The following is a 19794-nucleotide window of genomic DNA, read 5'->3' as shown; positions in this document are numbered from 1 at the left end:
AAATCTCCTCTCCTTATTTACGAATGATAAGTTTTGATACTTGATAATCCTTTGATATCTTTTGGACCTTTAATAGAAGCGGAACTCTTTATATGAGAGACCCCTTTAATATCGTTGGCGCCTTTGATCCTTCCGCTCGAAGAACTGTTCTCACTTATAGAATCCTGAATCTGCTCACCTGATTCTTTGACAGAACCGAGCTTTTCTTTGAATTCAAGGAGATGCTCCTGAACCTTCTGCTTTACTTCTTCTGCCTTCGAATGAACATGATCGGCATTCGCTGAAGTTTTCTCCTGAAGCTCTTCTTTCATGTCCTCGATTTTAGACTGCATCTGCCTTTCAAATTGCTCCCGGAAAAAATCTCCCGCTTGGTCACTCATTTCATCCTTGGCATGTTCAGTCGCCTCTTGTGGGTCATCTGCCTTCCGGATAATTTTAGATACCGGATTCGGCATCTTATCCTTAATGACATGCGCGGATTTTTTCAACCCTCCTTCCACTTGATCAACAATTGTATTCTTTTTTTCCTCATCGTTTTGTGAATGTGTCATCAAAACACCACCCTAATATTTTGCATCTATAATTTTTGGCTGGTTTCTACTCTTACTTCCCACGAATGGCTATCTAAAACCCTTCGCTTGATAAAAAGAATTAAAAATGGTAATAATTACATCCTATTTTACGAAGATCCTGAATCTATAAGACTAGGAAACAGTACTCTTAGACATTCCTTTACAAAAATGACATTTCTATTAATGTTCACAGCAAAACCTGAACGGTAAGTTTCCAGCCAATATTATTTCATGATATTTTCTATCATCTTCCATTTCCATGAACCGCAAGACCTTTTTGAACATAAAAACTTGGGAATACCCACCTGCAAAACCCCTTTTAAAGACCTTCCCCCATAACAACTATCCCAACCCGTATTTTGAAGGAAAACGGCGAAATTCTTAGAATTACTAGAGTATAAACTTTTAAGGAGGAATAGTTTTGAAGTTCAAAAAACTAGCAACACTATCACTCGCAGCCACACTGGCCATTCTGCCGACAACCGGGCAGGCGTTCGCTGATTCCGCACCGGAGTCATTGAACAAAGTCAACGTACAGGAAGATAAAGGAGAATTCGTAAAAGGCGAAGTTGTCGTTAAGTTCAAAAACGGCAAATCTTTGAATGATCAACAACTGGAGAAATTCGGAGCAAAAGAAGTGACAGAAGAGCGCTCTTTCGTAGATTCGAAAGTAAAAGTACTTAAAGTCGGAAACGTAGAAGCTGTAGCAAAAGCACTCAGCAATAATCCAAACGTGGAATATGCTGAACCAAACTACGTTTTCGAAGCAACATGGGCGCCAAATGATACTTACTATAGTGGATACCAGTATGGTCCACAGAACACAGACACAGAAGCTGCATGGGATATTACCCGCGGAAGCAGCAGCCAGGAAATTGCCATTGTCGACTCTGGGGTCGACTACAATCATCCGGATCTTGATGGTAAAACAATCAAAGGCTATGATTTCGTAGATAACGATTATGATCCAATGGACTTGAATAATCACGGAACACACGTGGCAGGAACAGCAGCTGCAGAAACGAATAACGGAGCAGGTGTTGCAGGTATGGCTCCAAACACGAAAATTCTTGCCGTACGTGCACTTGATGCAAACGGCAGCGGTTCTTTGTATGACATCGCGGATGCAATCCGTTATTCTGCTGACGTAGGAGCGGAGGTCATCAACCTTTCCCTTGGTTGTAACTGTGACACGCAAACGCTTGAAGATGCAGTCAACTACGCTTGGAATAAAGGTTCAGTCGTCATCGCCGCTGCAGGTAACGATGGAGTATCCACAACATTCGAACCGGCTTCCTATGACAATGCCATCGCCGTTGGTGCAGTCGATAGCAACAACAACAAGGCGTCCTTCTCCAACTATGGCACATGGGTAGATGTGACAGCTCCTGGTGTCGACATCGCTTCTACTGTTCCTAACAGAGGATATGCCTACATGTCCGGGACATCCATGGCTTCCCCTCATGTCGCTGGACTAGCTGGATTGCTTGCGTCTCAAGGACGCTCCAACAGCAACATCCGTGCAGCCATCGAACAAACAGCTGATCCAATCTACGGTACCGGCTACTACTTCGAACACGGGGTCATCAACTCGTATGATGCGGTAAACTATTAATCTAAAAAAGCGGCCACCCGGCCGCTTTTTTATGTTTTACAATAGCTCCCTATTGTGGAAGACTCAGTTTCGAGATAATCGGGGTTCGTTTGCCGTATTTGGAGTCAGGGGTTGTTGGGAAGCCACTCGCTTTCCTGTGGGGGAGCGCCGAGCTTCCTCAGGCTATCGCCTTGCGGGATCTCGCCTGTCTCCTTCTCCCACGGGAGTCTCGCAGCTTCCCAACAACCCCATTCGATGCATGTGAGAAACGAACCCCTTTACCACAATGGGGCGTCTCCCATCCCCACTTAGAAGTAGGCATAAAGCGCTCTATATCAAGCTTTTACATTCGGATTCACACTGGGAGAGTATTATATTATCCACTTCGCTTGAGCATACCAGCAGAGTTTCTGAGAAGTGGTTTCGAGACACTCCCATGGTAAAGGGGCGGAGGGGAATGGCGAGACTCCTGCGGGAAAAGAGTGCTAGATGAGACCCCGCAGGACGGAGTCCGAAGAGGCTCAGGCGCGCTCCCGCGGAAAGCGAGTCATTCCCCGCAGCCCCCATCCACTCAACAAACATCTCGAAACTGAGCCTTACACAATCCTGCCAGATAGTTGAAGATCATCTTGATGGGTAGCAGACTATATTGTTGACCATTTCGTTGGAATTCGCTATATTAATAGTAACAAGGGGAGTAGCGACCGTATAAAGCGGTTGGTGAATCGTCACTTCAGTGTGCAAACACTCGGTTCACCAAACTATGACCATAGTACGCAAGACCTTGGCCTGCACGAAAATAGGGCCAAGGTCTTTTTTTATTGGCTCAACCTGGAGGAGGAAAACGATGAACTTTTTAATTTTCGCCATCTCAGCCGTTGTGGTCGTACTAGCTGCCGTTCAGCTGAACCGCTACGGGGATGTCATCAGTCAAAAATCTAAATTGAGCGGGGCTGTCGTGGGTACATTCCTTATAGCGGGGGCTACATCTTTACCGGAACTTACGACAAGTTTAACAGCTGTGTATATTGACAACCCAGACATTGCTGTAGGAAATATGCTCGGTAGTAACGTATTTAATGTATTGATTTTAGCTGTGGTTGATCTCATTTATCGGAAGCAGAAAATGTTCAACAGGCTCGACCAAAAACAGCACCTGCCTTCCGCCATAGCAGGTATCGTCTTTACGTTAGTTGTGGTCGCATCCCTAGTGATGAGTTCTACCCTTTCTCTATTTAATATCGGAATCGAAATGTTCATTCTTGTCGGGTTGTACATCCTGACCGTCCGCTTTTTTGAAAATGAGGAAGCAGAAGAGATGGATGAAGCGGCAGCTACAGGGAAGGATGTTTCCTTAAAAGCGGCAAGCATTGGCTTTGCAATCAGCGCGATTGTTGTCTTCGCTGCCGGAAGCGCCCTTTCGATATCAGGGGACCAACTGGCCCAGCAAACAGGGATGAGTTCGAGCTTCGTCGGGAGCTTCTTGATCGCCGCTTCCACCTCACTACCAGAACTCGTCACCGTCCTTGTGGCGTTCAAAATGGGGAATTATGATATGGCTGTAGGCTCCATTTTAGGAAGTAACTTGTTTAACTTGCAGCTTCTTGCCATCACCGACCTCTTTTATCAAAACGGGCCGATATTAAGTGCAACATCAGGAGGAAACCTTCCCATTGCTTTATTGTTCATTGGTATGATGGTACTGACGATTTTCATGATGGTAAGGAAAAAAGTTGAGAGCTTCTCTCGCTACGCAGCTCCTTCTCTTTTTATCGTAGTCATGTACTTTGTCTCATCTTATTTCCTTTTCTAATTTAAAAATCCGCAGACATCGCCGTCTGCGGATTTTTTCTATAAATCTATAACACTTTACTTAAGAACTCCTGCGTTCTAGGATTTTGAGGATTTCCGAATAGATTATCTGGTACGTCTTCTTCCATAATAATCCCTTCATCCATAAACAGAACCCGATCACCGACTTCGCGGGCAAAACCCATCTCGTGTGTGACAACCACCATCGTCATTCCTTCCTCTGCCAAGTCCTTCATAACGGCTAACACATCCCCGACAAGTTCTGGGTCAAGCGCTGAGGTCGGTTCGTCAAACAACATGATGCTCGGTTCCATCGCTAAGGAACGGGCGATCGCTACACGTTGTTTCTGCCCGCCGGAAAGACTTTCAGGATAAGCGTCCGATTTGTCACTCAGTCCGACTTTCTCAAGCAGCGGACGGGCGACTTTTTCGGCTTCTGCTTTCTTCATTTTCTTCACTTTGATTGGACCAATCGTAATGTTATCAAGGACCGTCTTGTGCGGGAAAAGGTTAAAGTGCTGAAACACCATTCCGACACGGGAGCGGACATCGTTAATATTGATTTTAGGGTCGGTCAAATTGTCCCCTTGAATGATGACTTCTCCAGAAGTGACTTCCTCAAGCAAGTTCAAGCACCTTAAAAAAGTACTTTTCCCAGAACCTGATGGTCCGATGACACAAACCACTTCTTTTTCTTTAATTTCTGCATTGATTCCTTTTAACACTTCGTTGGAACCGAATGATTTATGCAAATCTTTGACGGTTATCATTACACATCCAGTCTCCTTTCAACTCGTCTCAAGTAAACCGCTGTCGGCACCGTGATGATCAAGTACATCACACAAACCATCGTCAACGCCTGGAAAGCCTGGAACGTCATTCCATAATACTGTTGACCCATGTAAAGCAATTCCCCTACAGCAATGACAGAGAAAAGGGAAGTATCTTTCAAGCTGATGACGAATTGGTTACCTAGCGGTGGAATCATTCTTCTGAAAGCTTGTGGCCAAATGATGTAACGCATTGTCTGGTTACGAGTAAGTCCAATGGAACGCCCAGCTTCTTCCTGTCCTTTATCAATCGAGTAAACCGCTCCCCTTACGATTTCCGCTATGTAAGCACCGGCATTAATGGCAATTGCTATAATGGAGGCCGTAATCTTATCAATGTTGATTCCGGTTAGATCAGACAGACCAAAATAAATGAATAGGATTTGGGCGAGAATAGGTGTCCCACGGACAGCTTCAACATAAACGGTTGCAATCCCGTAAATGATTTTATTTTTCGACAAGCGCGCAAAACCAAAGACCGCTCCGAGAACAAACCCGATAATCAAACCGACGAAAGTGATGAGAAGTGTCCATACCAATCCTTCCAGCAAAAACGGCATGACACGATAATAGTGCGATTCCGTAATGAACTCCATATATGTATTCGCTCCTTGTGTTTTGAATTGTGTAATGGATCATGCCAAGTATTCAATTCATGAAAAAAGCGTAACAAGCCAATCACTTGCTACGCTTCTCTGATCAGCTTCTCTCTATTACTCCGAAGATTCTGTGCCGTATTTACGCTCACCGAACCATTCTTCGTAGATGTCATCGTACGTACCATTATCAATCAATGTTTGCAATGCTTCATTCACATCACTCACAAGTTCAGAATCCTTAGGAAAAGCGATTCCATATTGTTCACCCTGCAAAATGTCTCCAGCTGTTTTCAAGCCTTCAGAGTCATTGGCTACGTAATACTGGACGTTAGGAACGTCATACATTACCGCATCTAGACGACCAGACTCAAGGTCCATATACGCTTCGACGATTCCAGGGAATGTAATCAACTCAGCATCCGGGTGGTTTTCTCTGATGTACGTTTCACTTGTCGTACCAGAGCGGGTTCCCACCTTTTTACCTGCAAGATCATCTTCAGATTGAATTTCATCATTATCTGCGCTGACCGCAAGCATCAAACCAGCATCATAATAAGGATCAGAAAAATCGATGGTTTCTTTACGCTCTTCTGTAATAGTCATACCAGCAATCCCGATATCATAACGACCGGATTGCATACCAGCGACAACACCGTCAAACTTCATGGATTCAATTTCAATATTGAACCCTGCTTCATCAGCAATTGCTTTGATCAAATCAATATCGAAACCTTCCATTTCTCCCGTTTCCTCGTTCATGAACTCGAAAGGGACAAAGTTGTTATCCGTCGCTACTGTGTACGTTTCTCCTCCAGAATCACCAGAGTCTCCTGATGAGCCTGCTTCACTATCACTGCCACACGCAGCAAGAAGCAAACTTAAAGCCATAACCATAATGAATAAGTACCATTTTGCTTTCATCCATTTTTCCCCCTTTTATTATGTGACTTCTATTATCTCAAATTTTACTACTCTTGCAAATTTTCTGAATACTACTTTTGAACGTCTTTTAAGCTGAAATTTGCTATTCTATTAAATTTTTCTATTGATTGCTCATTATTTCTTTATTTTTTATCAATTAACTAACGATTACGACACATTTTTTTAAATTAAGGGATTAAATCTCAGTTTCAAAGGGAAATAGGGTATAATAGGGTATAGCTCCTAATTTTGTGAAAAGGAAGGTTTTTCATGTCGGAAGAACAATTGATGGACTCAGAAGGATATTATTCTTTAAAATCAGCCGCTCAGAAAATATTTGAAGTGGTGACACAAAGATTGGATGTCCAGACCGCTTACGTCACAATGAGAGGTAAGCACGCAATGACCGTCCTGAGTTCTTTAAATAAGAATGAAGAAATTGTCCCTGAGGGTTTTACCATAGATTATGAAGAAAGCCACTGTCGACTAATTATTAATGACCAGGACCATGTACTTAGTACAAGCAACTTAATGGACGACAAACTCACTCGCGAAATGAAAGCTTCAGCCCAACTGCAGGTCAAGGGATACCTCGGTGTCACTTTAAAAGATTTAAAAGGGAATGTGTTCGGAACTCTCTGTGTGATGGACAAAGAAGAAAAACAATTTAACGAAGAAGACATAGAATTCTTACAAACGATTGCAGCCGTCCTTTCTCACATGATTGACCTTGATCAAACCCAATACAACATGGGATTGATGAATGTACCGATCATCCCGATCACAGAAGGTGTTTCTGTTGTCCCTATCCAAGGGATCGTAGATGAAGAACGTGCAGACAAACTTATGAGTGATGTTCTTCGATATGGAAAAGAACAAGATATTGACCATTTCGTCCTTGATCTATCTGGATTGGTTGTCCGCGACCAATTTTTCTCGGAAATGCTTCCAAAGCTCATTCACGCTTTGCAGGTGATGGGAATCGATACAATCTTAACAGGGATTACTCCGGAAGTAGCTCATAAAGAAATCGAAACGAATGTGCTATCGACTCATAAACCGAAAACCGTTTCTAATTTGAAGACAGCTCTTTCAACAATTGGATTTAAATTAGTAGAAAGTCATTAAAGCTCGCCTCGTTGGCGAGTTTTTTTATCGGTCATGCTCTCCCCCTATAGAAAAAGCCCCATCTTTAATCGATGGAGCACAATAATTTCCGGAGCTATTTTTCTAGTTTATCTTTTTCAAACTCAATAACTTCTCCAGTCTGACCGTCAACGGTGACCTCATATTCAATGGCATCATCTTGAAATTTAAACTCATAATGACCATCATCAATTTCCATTTCTTTCATTTCACTGCCTGACGCTTTATCTTTAGCGGTTTTCTCAGCTTCTTCTTTTTTTACTTTCAAATCTTCAGCTGAAGTTTCATCGGAATCGTCTTCGTTATGCTCGACTTGTACGACTTCTCCGGTGTTTGCGTCCACTTCCACTTCCGCTTCTTTGCCATCTTCTGTCTGACCCTCAATCTCATAGATGGAAATACCGTCCTCTTTATCTTTTTCTACCTTTTCAATTTTCAAACCATCGACTTCCTCTTTAGCTGCAGCTTCTGCCTCTTTCTGGGAAAAATCCACTGCACTTTCAGCGAATTGATCATTACCTGAAACAGCACTCACACCGAAAGCGCCTCCCAGCACGACAACACTTACAATACCGCCAATAATCCATTTTTTCTTCATAATACATCCTCCTCTTATTTGTTCTACTCTCACTATATCCACCCATGATGAGAACAAAGAAAGAGGAAAATGAGAATTTGATGAGAAATCAATCGTCCCATGTGACGGACATAATTTCACCTGAGAGGGCATGGATTTGGACTGTTGCTTCTTCTCCACCCGGCCGCTCAATTTCTACAAGGTAAAAGGCTGGATCGCCTTCAGATTCAAAGTCAATATCATCCACTTCCCCTTCAATTTCATTCAGAGCCACAGCCTTTGCCTTTTCTTCTGTAATTGGCTGCGTTTTTGTATTCTCGGACTGGCTACCGGAGGTGGAGTCGTTGTTCTGAAATTTTTTAATCGGCTTGATATCAGAAATACGGCCATCCTTTTTTAAGACCGCCACTTCATAAACACCTTCCTCTAATTCTATGGTTGCCAAGTAATGACCTTCCGTGGAAGTTACATCAGTAATCTCACCATTGTATTGGGTTTGTACTTTTTCGCGAATATCTGACTCCGTTAACGGCTCAGCGCTTAGTCTCTCGTTAACCCACTGCCACCCTAGAACGATCAAAAGAGCGAGCAGACTTATGGAAATCAATAGCTTGAAATGGTTAGCCATAAAACTCCCTCCTCCGTATCATCATACTCCCTGAAGATGAGAATCCTCTGAGCGCGGCAAAAGAATCGTGGCCGTCGTCCCCGACCCTTTCTCACTGGAAAGCTGAAGGTCAGCTCTAAGAGCGTGAGCCAGCTCTTTAGCTAGCGAGAGGCCTAATCCATATCCTTCGGTCCTGGATTCATCCACTTGGTAGAAGCGATCGAACACTTTTTCAAGATCTTTTTGTGACATACCAATCCCTCGGTCCATGACACGGATGGCCACATGATTTTCTTTCCTCTCGACGTTCACCTCAATCGCCTCTTCACTGTACTTTCGGGCATTATCCATGAAAATATAAAGCAATTGCTTTAATTTTTGCTCATCGGTTGTTAAATGAATTTCTTGGGTACAGCGCAGTTCAACTTTTCGTTGGTAAGCTTTTTCAAAAGAAGCGACGGTTGTCTGCAGTAACCGGGACAGTTCGATGGATTCAAATTGAACATCCCAGTGTTCCTCTTTTCTTGCAAGAAGAAGCAGCTGTTCCGTTAGTTCGCGCATTCGTTTCGCTTCCGAATGAATGGCTTCCACAGATTCTTGAAAAAGTTCTTCCTCCTGTTTTCCTCTTCTCTTCAAAAGACTTGCATAGGACTCGATCACGGTTAAAGGGGTTTTCAACTCATGAGAAGCATTTGAAACAAACTGCTCCTGCTTTTGATAGTTATCTTCAAGCTGATCGATCATTGTGTTGAAGGTATCCGCCATCTGAACTAACTCATCTTTGGACTTCCCTTCATAAGAAATCTTTTTAAACTGGCCACTACCCCTGATTTGCTGCATCGTATGGATCAGGGAGTGGATCGGAGTGACAATTAACCGGCTTAATAGTCTTGAAGAAAGGAAAAATGGAATCATCGCTAGAACGGCAACAGTCACCAACACAATTCTAAGAATACTTAAATTCTGTGCAGTCGCCTCCAGACTTCTCGTCAGCTGAAAAGAAACGACCTCACCATTTGTCCACACAATCGGGATGGAAACAAAAGCATAAGGAACACCTTCGAACGACCGCACTTCTGCTTTTTCCCCTGCTTCATATGGATAGGCTTGTTCAATAAGATTCTCCTGATTCCCGCCCGTCAAGCTGACTTCCGAAGTGCCATCTGGAAGGACCAGCCTTATCATGCCATTGGCAGGAACATAAGCCCTCAGGACGTCTGCGGAGAGGGAATCACCAGAACGCTCATTGATACCAGACACAATGCGCTCCACTTCCACTCTTGTTTGATCCACATCACTGTCATAGACAATTTTACTGAAAGAAAAATAAACCGCCGCGCTGATCATCACAAGAAGAATAATGAACAGTCCTGTTGTGTAAACTTGGATTCGATTCCCTAGCTTCATCGTGGATCCTTCAAGACGTAGCCGACGCCTCTGACAGTATGAATCAGCTTTGGATCGTATCCTTTATCCATTTTGTTACGCAAATAACGGATATACACATCGACGATATTCGTATCTCCGTAATAATCAAAGCCCCATACTCCTTCCAGAAGCTGGTCACGGTTCAGTACTTGACGCTTGTTTTTCATTAAATAAACGAGAAGGGAGAACTCCTTCGCCGTCAGTTCTATAGAGTTTTCACCCCGGTACACTTCATGGGTATTTACGTTGACGGTCAGGTCTTCAATCCTCATGACTTGTTGGTCAGACTTTGTCCGTAAAGCTGCTCGTATCCTTGCAAGCAGCTCCTCGATCTCAAAGGGCTTCGTTACATAATCGTTCGCTCCAAGATCGAGCCCTGTTACCTTGTCACTCACTGCATCCTTCGCCGTGAGCATAATGACCGGCGTCTCCTCATCCCCAGAACGTATCCTCTTGAGAAGGTCCGTGCCACTTAAGCCTGGGAGCATGACATCAAGAAGAAGCAAGTCCCATTGTTTTTCGCGATAAAGTCGTAATCCTTCCATGCCATCATAAGCTTTCGTTACTTGATAACCTTCATATTCGAGTTCCAGCTCCAATACGCGAGCTATTTTGGTTTCATCTTCAACGACTAAAATGTTAGGTTTGCTCACTGCTCATCCCTCATTTGTTTTGTTGCATTCATTCTAGCATATGGGGAGGGGGTGGGTTGAAATATTTGATAGGCTTGCTTCCACCTTTTGTCGTATTATAAAAATAGAAAGGACGGATGTCATGATTATTAAAAAGCGAACATTCCCAAGGGACATTGAACAACTGCAAGCGATTGAACGACGGCTTCATGATAACCACCCCCAATTACCAAAGGTGAAAGAACACCTCAAAACCCGCCTCTCCGGCCACAAAGGCGAACTCGCCCTCAACTTCCCACTCTCCTATCTCCCAGAACACTACCGTATTTTCCATCACCTACGTCTCTATGACGGCACCCACTATTTCCAAATCGATTGCCTGATTTTGACCAATCAATGGATATTGATTGTTGAAGCCAAAAATATTGGCGGAGAGTTGTTTTACAATCAAAGGTTTAACTTCCTGTCCAGAACATGGGATGAAGGGCCACAAACGTTTTCTGACCCTGTTCTTCAAGTCCGCCGTCATCGAAGACAGTTACAGCAATGGGTTCATATAAAAAGTTTCCCCGACATTCCTATATACTGCCTCGTTGCCAACAGTCACCCAGGAACTTCTATAAATACAGATGATCCTTCCCTCGACATCGTTATCCGCACGGAAGCTCTACCGGAAAAAGTAGTGGAGATTAGCTCTGAGCACGACGAGTTACAGAAATTAAGCACCTCTTCTCTTCATTTACTATCTAGCGAATTACTATCTGACCATACAGAAAATGAATTTGATTATATAAAATATTTCTCTCTTTCTATAAAAGACTTTAAACGAGGGGTATTTTGCACGAATTGTAACGCTCTCCCTATGAAAAGAAAACGAGGAACTTGGCAGTGCGGTATTTGTCTCCATAAAGACCCAAGAGCGCACATCCCTGCACTGGGGGATTACTCATTACTTGTTGGACACAGAATTAATAACCTTCAAGCAAGAAGTTTTTTGCTCATCAACTCCCCTTCCGCTATGCAAAATATACTAAGAGATATGAATTTAAGATCAAAAGGAGAAAATAAAGGAAGAGTGTACTTTTTATTATAATTTAATTGATATATTGCTATCTCAGCCGATATATCTTGATTTCAATTGATATATTCCATTTTTAATTGATATAATCAAAATTCAGCCGATATCCAACGACCACCACACTCCCCAAACCACAAAAAAGACGACCTCATCAAGAGATCGCCTCACCACTTCGGCCTAGGATCAGCCTCCATCAATAAATCTACCAAATGCACAGCTTCCATCTCCAAGCCTTCCCGCGCCACACCAAGTTTCATCTGCAGCTGACACCCTGGATTAGAAGTCACAACACCACCTGCTCCTGTGCCACACACGTCCTGCATTTTCACGTCCAGAATATCCATCGCATCTTCATAATTCACGATATTATAAACGCCTGCAGACCCGCAGCAAAACTCCGGCCGCTCCAACTCGCGCAGTTCGACCCCGGGAATCATCCGAATCAAGTCCAGCGGTTCACTCGTCACCTTCTGTACATTGCGCAAGTGACAGGAAGGCTGGTAGGTAACCGTCTTCAACAACTCTTTTTCAAAAACAAGTCCGTCCAACTCAGCAAGGACTTCCGAAATATCCTTCACCCGCGACACAAATCGTACTGCACGCTCATGCCACTCTGTGCCTTCATCAAACAAATGGGCATACTCGACTAACCGCGCGCCACAGCCTCCAGCATTGTTCACGATATAATCAAAGCCCTCCTCCTCGAAGGCTTCAATATTCTGCTTTGCAAGTTCCACCGAGTGATCAACTTTCCCCGTATGAGCATGAAGAGCACCACAACACGTCTGCGCTTCAGGAAAAACAACTTCCGCGCCACTCCGAAGCAAAAGCTCCACCGTATTTTGATTCGTTTCAAAAAAGACGCTGTCCATCACGCATCCTTTAAAAAATCCAACCTTTGCTGAAGCCGGACGCTTCCGCACATACCGGTCCGCACGATTACGTCGCGCCTTCGGTCCAGGCATCGCCGGTAAAGCCGTTTCAAATTCATGAATCTGAAGCGGGGCTCTTCTCGTCAACCCAAACCGCTGGGAAACCTTCTGCAATCCACTCTTCTGATAAAGCCAAGTCGCATTCCCTAGCGTGTTCATCCATTTTGAAGAAGGAAAGAACGACTGAAACAAGAAGTCCTCCACAAGCCGGCGCGGTCTTTCCTCATCGATCACGCGCTTCGCTCCCTCAAAGATCTCTCCATACTGGACATTCGTCGGGCAAACGGTCGTACAGGCCATGCAGCCGAGACATTTTTCAATCGGTTCCTTCAAATCTTCAACTGAAGCCTTCCCTTCAGCAACCATCTTCACAAGATTGATCCGCCCTCTCGGTGAATGGGTTTCTTTTTCCATCGTTTCATACGTCGGACAGGCAGGAAGACAGTAGCCGCACTGGACACAGTCGAACGTCTTGTCATAGTTCAAGCGCTCCTTCAGTGAACTAGTCATGGTGCAGCACCAACTTCTGTCCTTTTTCAGGAAAAACTTTGCCCGGGTTCAAGATCCCGTTCGGGTCCCAGCTGTCTTTGATGCGCTTCATCATATCAAGTCCTACTTCTCCGAGTTCAAGCTCCATGAACGGCGCCTTCATCGTACCGATCCCGTGCTCACCGGAAAGCGTTCCACCAAGATCAAGGGCAGCCTGGAACATGTCCTCCACCGCTTTTTCAACAAGCTTCATTTCTTCCACATTTCGCTTATCGCATAAAATGTTCGGGTGCAGATTACCGTCTCCCGCATGACCAAAGGCGACCACTTCCAGACCGTACTTCTCTTTAATGAGCTCTAACCGGTCCATAAAGTCCGGGATTTTGCTTCTCGGAACCGTCGCGTCTTCGGATACCTTCGTAGGCTTAATCTTCGCAATCGCAGGCGACACCTGCTTGCGCGCATGCCAGAGCTTGGCCGCTTCCTCATCACTTTTCGGGATGATGACTTCTTTAGCGCCCATCTCTTCCATAATCCCCTCAATCAACCCCCGCTCCACACGAAGCGTTTCCGGATGTCCATCGAGTTCAATAATAATAACAGCAGCCGCATCAACAGGCAGACCAACCGGCTGGAAGTTTTCGACGGCTATGATACAGGCTTGATCCATAAATTCCATCTTCGCAGGTAAAATTCCTGATGTCAGCGTCTGGGAGATCGCTTCCCCCGCTTTTCGCACTTCGTCAAAAGCAACCATAATCGTCTGTACAGCAGGTGGCTTCGGCATCAGCTTTAATGTTGCTCCAACGATGACTCCCAGTGTTCCTTCCGACCCGACGATCAGTTTCGTCAAGTCAATCCCCGTTACATTCTTGATCGTCTGACCACCCGTCTTAATGACTTCACCTTCAGGGGTCACGACCTCCAACCCTAGCACATGGTCCTTCGTCACTCCATACTTCAGTCCCCGGGGGCCGCCGGAGTTTTCCGCAAGATTGCCGCCAATCGTTGCTACATGCGCACTGCTTGGATCGGGCGCGTACATCAGCCCGTGTTTCTCTGCGGCTTTATTGATGTTTCCAGTCAATACACTCGGTGTCACTTTTACCGTCAAATCGCGTGGACTGAGGTCGATGATCGCTGGGAATTGAGACATATCCAAAACAATCCCGCCGTGCACAGGGAGTGGACCGCCGCTCAGGCAAGTGCCGGAACCGCGCGGATGAACCGGTACTTTGTAACGATTGGCAAGCTTCAAGACATCAGCTACTTCCTGTTTTTCTTTCACCTGCACCACAGCATCCGGCAGGTGTTCCCCAAAAGAAGCATCAAAACTGTAACTGTGACGATCGGCCAAGGATGTTAACACATGCCCTTCCGGAAGCAAAGATTGCAGCTCTTCCAACCACTTTTCCATACGATGATTCCTCCTTATCCTTTCGTTTTCTTCCCTTTCAACAAATCCATAACGTCGGTAATTTCATGAAAGTACTCGGAGGCCTTGTCCCACTGTTCGGTGACGACATTGACAAAAAGAATGTCGATCATATGTAACTGGGCAAGACGGGAAGATGTCGCTCCACTTCGAAATGGTGCAGGGATCTCCCTTGAGGCAGAAATGTACAGCGAAACATCGGTATGTTCTGTAACGGGAGACTGTCCATAACGCGTCAAACTGATCGTCCGAGCTCCTTTTTTCTTCGCAATTTCCATGATTTTTGCTGTTTCATAGGTTTCCCCTGAGAAAGAGATGCCGAAGACGACATCGTTCTCCGTCACGTTGGCAATGTTCATCGCAGCATTATGCATATCTGTAAAGGCCGAGGTCGGCTTGTTCATCCGTAAAAATTTCTGCTGGGCATCCTGAGCGATAATTCCCGACGCTCCTACGCCAAAAAAGTGGATGGATCCCGCTTCATTCAACAGCCTCACCGCTTCCGATAACGTCCGGTAATCCACCATTTCCGTTGTTTCACGGATCGCCTGCAAACTGTTGCTCGTTATTTTTTCTACAATTGAATCGGAAGGCTCGCCCGGCTGAATATCCCGGTACCTGGCCTCCGGTTTCTTTTGCAAATCACCGGATATCCTTAACTTCAATTCCTGGAGACCCTTCAGGCCAAGAGACTTGCACAACCGAATGACGGCCGCGCTGCTCGTCGAGCTTAATTCGCCAAGCTGTGTCGCCGTACAATGGATCGCTTCATGAGGTTGATCCAAAATAAATTCGGCGATCTTTTTTTCAGAAGGCGGCAGCTTATCTTTCATTTCATTCAGAATGACAAGCCCGCCGGTTAGAGAATTCTTCATTTGTTTCACCACACTTATCCTTTAATGGCTCCTTCAGTCATTCCTTTAACAATCCGTCGTTGGAAAATCGCATACAAAACGATGACAGGTACAATGGCAATGACAAGGCTCGCAAACAGCGTCCCCCATGCATTCGTATATTGTGTTTCATTACTAATATAATCAATCGCAAGAGCGAGCGTATAGTTTTCCTCCGTCTGAAGAAAAATGAGCGCCATAAAATATTCATTCCAAAACTGGATCATATTCATTATCGTAACGGTAATGATCCCTGTTGTCGAAAGCGGCGTAATGATTTTCCACAGGATGCCATACGGTGACATCCCATCGATCGCAGCTGCTTCCTCCAGTGATTTTGGAATCGTTGCCATGAAACTCGTCAAAACGAAAATGCTGAACGGCAATTGGCTGACCGCATAAACGATACTGAGTCCGAAAATGTTATCCAGTAGATTCAGCTGCATTAATAGGAAGAACAAAGGAATCCATCCGAGTACCATCGGAATCATCATCGCTGAAATATAAAGCGTGAACAACAATCGGTTTCCGCGGAAACGCATGCGCTCTAACGCATAAGAAGTCGGAATCGCCATCGCAAGGGTCAGGGTCGCGCCAAGACCGGTAACAATGAAACTATTAAACACACTCGCATCGATATTGTAATTGCTCCATGCATCGACGAAATTACTGAAACTGAACGATTCCGGCAGCCCCCATGGATTGGCGTAGATTTCGGCATTGGATTTGAATGCACCCAACACCATCCAGAAAATCGGATATAAGACGGCCAGTGACCAGATGATCAATGGAATACGTACAATCGTTCTTGAAAAAATACTCCCTTTTTGCACTCTATTCCCCTCCTGTCTGTTAATACTCCACTTTCTCTCTTCTCATCAGGAATTGCATAATCAAAACGGTCACGAGAGACAAAACCAGAATCATAACCCCGATCGTCGCGCCGTATCCGAAGTTATATTTAACGAAAGCCTGTTCATATAAATAGGAACCCATCACATGTGTCGAGTTGTTCGGTCCACCTTTGGTCATGACCTGGACGATAATGAAGGATCCGTTCAAGGTCGTAATGATGATGTATAAAATGGAGATCTTGATTTGCGGCCAGATTAGCGGCAATGTCACTTTCCAAAACTGCTGCCACTCCGTAGCCCCGTCGATTTCTGCTGCTTCATAATAACTTTTGGATATGTTGGAAATACCGCCCATAAGCATGAGCATAAACAACCCGATTCCCGCCCAGACAGAAGGTAATACTAGACTTGGCAAAGCCCAATCTTCACTTCCGAGCCAGGGTTGGGTCCAACTCTCAAGACCAATCAATTCCAGACCTGAGTTCACAAGCCCGAGACTGGGATTATAGATGAACATCCACAGAATCCCGATGACGACAACGGACATGATGTTCGGGAAAAAGAAAACGATCCGGTAAAAAGGCGCTTCTTTAATTTTCATTTGTGTTAAAGCGACGGCAAAAAAGGTCGACAGAATCATGATGCCGATAACCTTTGTAATAACAAGAAAATAGTCGTGCCAAATCGTACTTGGGATGATCTCATCACTGAACAATCTGCGATAATTTTCAAAACCTACAAATTCCGCGAGTGAAGAGGCTCCCGACCATTTGAAAAAGGAATAATAAAGACCATTGAATAGGGGATACAACGTGAACACGGCAAACAAAATAAATGTCGGAACAAGACAGAAGGCAAGGAACAAGTTCCGCTGTCGACTGGACTGGACCATTTACAACCACCTCTTTTTCTAGTGTGAATAAGTTTTTGGCTAGCATAAGTCAAGCAACAGCAGGAAAACATTCCCGCCGTTGATTGGCTTATGCCTTTAAGAAAAATGGAATGTGAAGACGTCCGCCTCCACATTCCACTGTCCTTTACTCCAAACTGCTGCGGTATTCCGCTGCCGCTTGTTCAGCTTCCTCAACGAACTCTTCTGCCGTAATGTTACCAAGCATCAAAGATACGAGTGAGTTGCTGATCGGCGTCTCAAGCTCTGAACTCATCGGGTGAGGCTTTTGATAAATCTGGACTTGTTCAGGATCGTTAATCATCTCGTTGGCATCAATCAAGAATGAAGGAACTTCCTCACTGGAAGCAAGGTCGACCCCTTGCAAGTTCATGATCGCTCCCGTATGTTCAGAGAAACTCTTCGCATATTCTTTTGTGAAAACGAACTCGACGAAAGCTTTCGCTGCTTCTGGGTTTTCTGCTTTTTCTGCAATGGCAAGTGGACGTAGATCCGGCACAATTGCAGCTGGTTCGCCTTCATCCTGCATCGGAGAAGGAATGAATCCATATTCGAAGTCTTCCGGCGTATCATTCGCCATTTCATTCGGCAGCCAGAAACCGACCGGAATAAATGCATTGTCATGAAGCAGGAAGTTCATCTGGGACTGCGTATGGTTCAACGCACCAAACCCGGAATCAATCATGCCTTCTTGCTGCATCTGCTCCACTTTTTTCATGACATTAAGGACAGGTTCACTCGTCCAAGCGCCTTCTGCACCTGTAATGACATCATTAAGTAACTCGTCTCCACCCGCTGCACCAAAGGCAGGGTAAAGCATACCACGTAGGAAATAGTATGGATATTGTCCTGTCGTTACGAAAGGCTCAATGCCTTCATCTTCCTTAATTTGACTCATAGTATCCATGAAACTAGGAAAGTCTTTCGGTACATCCCAATTGTTTTCTTCAAACCAGGCATTGTCATACCATGTGCCCCACGTATCGAAGACAAGTGGCAAGCTGTAAATATCTCCATCGTACGTAGCTGGATCAACAATGAAACTTTCACCTAGAGCTGAGCCATCCTCAAGCTCGACGCTGCTCAACCAATCCGTCAAGTTCATCAGCTGGCCATCTTCAACCATCTGCGTTTCACTGGAGCCGGCACCATCAATATAAACGACATCAGGTGGATCATCGGATACCCAGCGTGAACGCATTTCTTCATTAATATTAGGTCCTGCATGTTCCGTTATCGAGACATCCGGATATTCTTCCTGGAAATCGGCAATAACTTCTTTCCACCAAGAATCGCCATAACCACCGACAAAGTACTGAATTTCAAGTTCCCCGGAAACTTCACCGGATTCACCAGACTCCGAAGACCCTTCAGAAGTGGATTCTTCTTCTGTGCCCTCGCTATCTGTTTCTTCTGTCCCGGCTCCTGGTGCACAACCGACCAACAACAAGAAAGCGAACAAAACCGCCAACATCAACCAAGCAGATGTTTTCCGCCACATGCTCAACATAAGCTCCCCCTTTTTGATTGAAAAATTTATTTGAAACCATGCAAAATGGTCTTCAAATCATTAAGATTCATTCATGGCCTTTCGCAAATTGCCCTCATTCTCCTGAAGCATTTTTTTCGCTTGTTCATAAGAAACGCTTCGCTTCAGCATGATAATCGCCGGCTTCACTTGGAGCTTTGCTTTTTTCAACGTTTCCTCAGCTTCCTCATAAGTCGCTGAGGTACACTCCATCAAAATGCTTTTCGCACGTTCTCTCAATTTGTGGTTGCTTGCATGAACATCCACCATCAAATTCTCATAAACCTTCCCGAGTTTGACCATGGCTGTCGTGCTCATCATATTCAACACCATTTTGTGGGCTGTCGCTGCTTTCAAGCGCGTCGAACCTGTCAAAACTTCCGGCCCGACCACAACCTCAATCGGGCACTCAGCATAATCACTGATTTCAGAATGATGGTTGCAAGATAAAGAGATGGTGTAGGCTCCGACCGAATGCGCGTGTTTGAGAGCTCCAATTGGATAAGGCGTCCGACCGCTGGCGGTAATTCCGACCACGACATCGTCTGAAGTTAATTGTTTTGCCTTTAAATCGGTTTCGCCTTGAGCGGCATCATCTTCTGAATTCTCTTTCGCCTTTGTAAAGGCGTTCCCGCCCCCGGCCATGACCGCTTGAACCATATCCGGATCCACGAGAAAGGTCGGCGGACATTCGGAGGCATCCAAAATGCCCAGCCTGCCGCTCGTTCCTGCTCCTACATAAAAGAGTCGGCCTCCCTTTTTCAAAGAAGCGGAAATATGATCGACAGCTTTCGTAATGGCCGGTAAAACCTGTTTGACGGCTTCTGCAACTTTGCGATCTTCTTCATTCATGACTTTCAGGATTTCAGCAGTCGTCATTTCATCCATGTTTTTCGTTCGTTCATTTCGTTGCTCTGTTGTTAGGAACGTCAAGGAATTCGTCACCTTTGGCACCAC

Annotated in this window: 19 protein-coding genes; 4 read left to right on the top strand and 15 right to left on the bottom strand. The window is 44.9% G+C overall.

Annotation, left to right across the window (positions count from 1 at the left end; translation table 11 throughout):
* Positions 1-17: 17 nt before the first annotated feature.
* The gene (gene gvpQ / locus BLS23_RS04070) at positions 18-551 is read right to left on the bottom strand and encodes a gas vesicle protein GvpQ (protein ID WP_089651260.1); all 534 of its coding nucleotides are present in this window, start codon (positions 549-551) and stop codon (positions 18-20) included.
* Between the two features lie 442 nt (positions 552-993).
* Between gvpQ and BLS23_RS04065 the strand changes: the two genes are divergently transcribed.
* Complete coding sequence (locus BLS23_RS04065) at positions 994-2187, top strand: S8 family peptidase (RefSeq protein WP_089651259.1); 1194 nt, start codon at positions 994-996, stop codon at positions 2185-2187.
* 826 nt (positions 2188-3013) lie between these two features.
* Positions 3014-3979: a sodium:calcium antiporter gene (locus BLS23_RS04060; protein ID WP_089651258.1), complete on the top strand. Its 966-nt coding sequence runs from the start codon at positions 3014-3016 to the stop codon at positions 3977-3979.
* Positions 3980-4025: 46 nt separating this feature from the next.
* Here the strand turns inward: BLS23_RS04060 and BLS23_RS04055 are convergent, their stop codons facing one another.
* The 3 genes from BLS23_RS04055 to BLS23_RS04045 all read right to left on the bottom strand — a co-directional run bounded on the left by BLS23_RS04055 (position 4026) and on the right by BLS23_RS04045 (position 6328).
* On the bottom strand, positions 4026-4748 hold the full coding sequence (locus BLS23_RS04055; RefSeq protein WP_089651257.1) for an amino acid ABC transporter ATP-binding protein: 723 nt from the start codon (positions 4746-4748) through the stop codon (positions 4026-4028).
* Positions 4748-5404, bottom strand: coding sequence for an amino acid ABC transporter permease (locus tag BLS23_RS04050; protein ID WP_089651256.1), 657 nt, complete (start codon positions 5402-5404; stop codon positions 4748-4750). Before BLS23_RS04050 ends, BLS23_RS04055 begins: the two co-directional genes overlap by 1 nt.
* Before the next feature lie 117 nt (positions 5405-5521).
* Positions 5522-6328: a glutamine ABC transporter substrate-binding protein gene (locus BLS23_RS04045; RefSeq protein WP_089651255.1), complete on the bottom strand. Its 807-nt coding sequence runs from the start codon at positions 6326-6328 to the stop codon at positions 5522-5524.
* A 270-nt stretch (positions 6329-6598) separates the two neighbouring features.
* On the opposite strand from BLS23_RS04045, the gene BLS23_RS04040 reads away from it, so the two are divergent.
* Positions 6599-7456 carry an STAS domain-containing protein gene (locus BLS23_RS04040; RefSeq protein WP_089651254.1) on the top strand — a complete coding sequence of 286 codons (858 nt, stop codon included), beginning with the start codon at positions 6599-6601 and terminating at the stop codon, positions 7454-7456.
* Positions 7457-7550: 94 nt separating this feature from the next.
* Here BLS23_RS04040 and BLS23_RS04035 read toward each other — a convergent pair whose 3' ends face one another.
* From BLS23_RS04035 to BLS23_RS04020, 4 genes are all read right to left on the bottom strand, one after another.
* The gene (locus BLS23_RS04035) at positions 7551-8072 is read right to left on the bottom strand and encodes a PepSY domain-containing protein (RefSeq protein ID WP_167356003.1); all 522 of its coding nucleotides are present in this window, start codon (positions 8070-8072) and stop codon (positions 7551-7553) included.
* A gap of 88 nt (positions 8073-8160) precedes the next feature.
* Positions 8161-8679: a PepSY domain-containing protein gene (locus tag BLS23_RS04030; protein WP_089651252.1), complete on the bottom strand. Its 519-nt coding sequence runs from the start codon at positions 8677-8679 to the stop codon at positions 8161-8163.
* A 21-nt stretch (positions 8680-8700) separates the two neighbouring features.
* The gene (locus BLS23_RS04025; RefSeq protein WP_089651251.1) at positions 8701-10065 is read right to left on the bottom strand and encodes a sensor histidine kinase; all 1365 of its coding nucleotides are present in this window, start codon (positions 10063-10065) and stop codon (positions 8701-8703) included.
* Positions 10062-10739 (bottom strand): response regulator transcription factor, encoded by a 678-nt coding sequence (locus tag BLS23_RS04020; RefSeq protein WP_089651250.1) that lies wholly within the window; start codon positions 10737-10739, stop codon positions 10062-10064. Before BLS23_RS04020 ends, BLS23_RS04025 begins: the two co-directional genes overlap by 4 nt.
* A 121-nt stretch (positions 10740-10860) precedes the next feature.
* On the opposite strand from BLS23_RS04020, the gene BLS23_RS04015 reads away from it, so the two are divergent.
* Entirely contained in the window at positions 10861-11811 is a 951-nt protein-coding gene (locus tag BLS23_RS04015; RefSeq protein ID WP_167356002.1) for a nuclease-related domain-containing protein, read from the top strand.
* Positions 11812-11960: 149 nt separating this feature from the next.
* Here BLS23_RS04015 and BLS23_RS04010 read toward each other — a convergent pair whose 3' ends face one another.
* The 7 genes from BLS23_RS04010 to murQ all read right to left on the bottom strand — a co-directional run bounded on the left by BLS23_RS04010 (position 11961) and on the right by murQ (position 19782).
* Positions 11961-13238: a (Fe-S)-binding protein gene (locus BLS23_RS04010; protein WP_089651248.1), complete on the bottom strand. Its 1278-nt coding sequence runs from the start codon at positions 13236-13238 to the stop codon at positions 11961-11963.
* A complete protein-coding gene (locus BLS23_RS04005; protein ID WP_089651247.1) occupies positions 13231-14634 on the bottom strand; it encodes an FAD-binding oxidoreductase in 1404 nt (467 codons plus the stop codon). Before BLS23_RS04005 ends, BLS23_RS04010 begins: the two co-directional genes overlap by 8 nt.
* A 14-nt stretch (positions 14635-14648) precedes the next feature.
* Positions 14649-15527 carry a MurR/RpiR family transcriptional regulator gene (locus BLS23_RS04000; RefSeq protein WP_089651420.1) on the bottom strand — a complete coding sequence of 293 codons (879 nt, stop codon included), beginning with the start codon at positions 15525-15527 and terminating at the stop codon, positions 14649-14651.
* Between the two features lie 14 nt (positions 15528-15541).
* A complete protein-coding gene (locus BLS23_RS03995; RefSeq protein ID WP_089651246.1) occupies positions 15542-16378 on the bottom strand; it encodes a carbohydrate ABC transporter permease in 837 nt (278 codons plus the stop codon).
* 19 nt (positions 16379-16397) lie between these two features.
* The gene (locus BLS23_RS03990; RefSeq protein ID WP_089651245.1) at positions 16398-17291 is read right to left on the bottom strand and encodes a carbohydrate ABC transporter permease; all 894 of its coding nucleotides are present in this window, start codon (positions 17289-17291) and stop codon (positions 16398-16400) included.
* 145 nt (positions 17292-17436) lie between these two features.
* Positions 17437-18819 carry an ABC transporter substrate-binding protein gene (locus BLS23_RS03985; RefSeq protein WP_089651244.1) on the bottom strand — a complete coding sequence of 461 codons (1383 nt, stop codon included), beginning with the start codon at positions 18817-18819 and terminating at the stop codon, positions 17437-17439.
* A gap of 60 nt (positions 18820-18879) precedes the next feature.
* On the bottom strand, positions 18880-19782 hold the full coding sequence (gene murQ, locus BLS23_RS03980; RefSeq protein WP_089651243.1) for an N-acetylmuramic acid 6-phosphate etherase: 903 nt from the start codon (positions 19780-19782) through the stop codon (positions 18880-18882).
* Between the last annotated feature and the right edge of the window lie 12 nt (positions 19783-19794).

It is taken from the genome of Halobacillus aidingensis (assembly GCF_900104185.1).
In the GTDB taxonomy this organism is placed as follows: domain Bacteria; phylum Bacillota; class Bacilli; order Bacillales; family Halobacillaceae; genus Halobacillus; species Halobacillus aidingensis.
This window is presented reverse-complemented; position numbering and strand designations above follow the sequence as displayed.

Bases quoted from the DNA above. Each gene is read 5' to 3' on its own strand.
- BLS23_RS04050 (WP_089651256.1), bottom strand. From the start codon at position 5,404: ATGGAGTTCATTACGGAATCGCACTATTATCGTGTCATGCCGTTTTTG.
- BLS23_RS04060 (WP_089651258.1), top strand. From the start codon at position 3,014: ATGAACTTTTTAATTTTCGCCATCTCAGCCGTTGTGGTCGTACTAGCT.
- BLS23_RS04015 (WP_167356002.1), top strand. From the start codon at position 10,861: ATGATTATTAAAAAGCGAACATTCCCAAGGGACATTGAACAACTGCAA.
- BLS23_RS04010 (WP_089651248.1), bottom strand. From the start codon at position 13,238: ATGACTAGTTCACTGAAGGAGCGCTTGAACTATGACAAGACGTTCGAC.
- BLS23_RS04005 (WP_089651247.1), bottom strand. From the start codon at position 14,634: ATGGAAAAGTGGTTGGAAGAGCTGCAATCTTTGCTTCCGGAAGGGCAT.
- BLS23_RS04025 (WP_089651251.1), bottom strand. From the start codon at position 10,065: ATGAAGCTAGGGAATCGAATCCAAGTTTACACAACAGGACTGTTCATT.
- BLS23_RS04000 (WP_089651420.1), bottom strand. From the start codon at position 15,527: ATGAAGAATTCTCTAACCGGCGGGCTTGTCATTCTGAATGAAATGAAA.
- gvpQ (WP_089651260.1), bottom strand. From the start codon at position 551: ATGACACATTCACAAAACGATGAGGAAAAAAAGAATACAATTGTTGAT.
- BLS23_RS03990 (WP_089651245.1), bottom strand. From the start codon at position 17,291: ATGGTCCAGTCCAGTCGACAGCGGAACTTGTTCCTTGCCTTCTGTCTT.
- BLS23_RS04030 (WP_089651252.1), bottom strand. From the start codon at position 8,679: ATGGCTAACCATTTCAAGCTATTGATTTCCATAAGTCTGCTCGCTCTT.
- BLS23_RS03985 (WP_089651244.1), bottom strand. From the start codon at position 18,819: ATGTTGAGCATGTGGCGGAAAACATCTGCTTGGTTGATGTTGGCGGTT.
- BLS23_RS04035 (WP_167356003.1), bottom strand. From the start codon at position 8,072: ATGAAGAAAAAATGGATTATTGGCGGTATTGTAAGTGTTGTCGTGCTG.
- BLS23_RS04055 (WP_089651257.1), bottom strand. From the start codon at position 4,748: ATGATAACCGTCAAAGATTTGCATAAATCATTCGGTTCCAACGAAGTG.
- BLS23_RS04040 (WP_089651254.1), top strand. From the start codon at position 6,599: ATGTCGGAAGAACAATTGATGGACTCAGAAGGATATTATTCTTTAAAA.
- BLS23_RS04045 (WP_089651255.1), bottom strand. From the start codon at position 6,328: ATGAAAGCAAAATGGTACTTATTCATTATGGTTATGGCTTTAAGTTTG.